This window comes from Pseudoalteromonas sp. S3178 (assembly GCF_005886985.1).
In the GTDB taxonomy this organism is placed as follows: domain Bacteria; phylum Pseudomonadota; class Gammaproteobacteria; order Enterobacterales; family Alteromonadaceae; genus Pseudoalteromonas; species Pseudoalteromonas carrageenovora.
The window spans coordinates 1-391 of the sequence record NZ_PNCW01000515.1 but is presented as its reverse complement, the minus strand read 5'-3'; the positions used below and the strand labels follow the sequence as shown (position 1 = coordinate 391).

Sequence of the window (391 nt, the reverse complement as noted above, 5' to 3'; positions counted from 1 at the left end):
GGTTTGCAGTTGGCAAGCCCAGTGAATTCTATACTAAAAACCCGATTTTCCATGCCAAAGTGGGACTATTTTTGTTAATCGCTTTGTTATCTATCATTCCGACTGTGTTTTTATTGAAGCACCGTAATACAACAGCAGCTAATTTGTCTGTGCCCCAGCGCATCATCGTTATTAAAAGGCTAGAAATGCTGTTACTTTTAGTTTTACCGCTACTTGCTGCGCTTATGGCAAGAGGCTATGGGTTGCCCTCATCATGAAACAAAATATTGTCAATATTGCGCTCGTCGTCAAAGACTACGATGAAGCCATCGACTTCTACGTCAATAAACTAGGTTTTGAATTAATAGAAGACACCTATCAACCTGAGCAAGATAAACGCTGGGTGGTGGTG

General features: G+C 41.2%; 2 protein-coding genes. Both read left to right on the top strand.

Annotated features, from left to right (window positions below; all coding sequences use genetic code 11):
- Positions 1 to 257, top strand: a 257-nt coding sequence (locus CWC11_RS22000; protein WP_138684263.1) for a DUF2214 family protein, incomplete at its 5' end; no start/stop codon positions are given.
- Positions 254 to 391 (top strand): VOC family protein (locus CWC11_RS21995; RefSeq protein WP_171038523.1); only part of this gene is annotated, 138 nt, incomplete at its 3' end. The genes CWC11_RS22000 and CWC11_RS21995, both read left to right, overlap by 4 nt.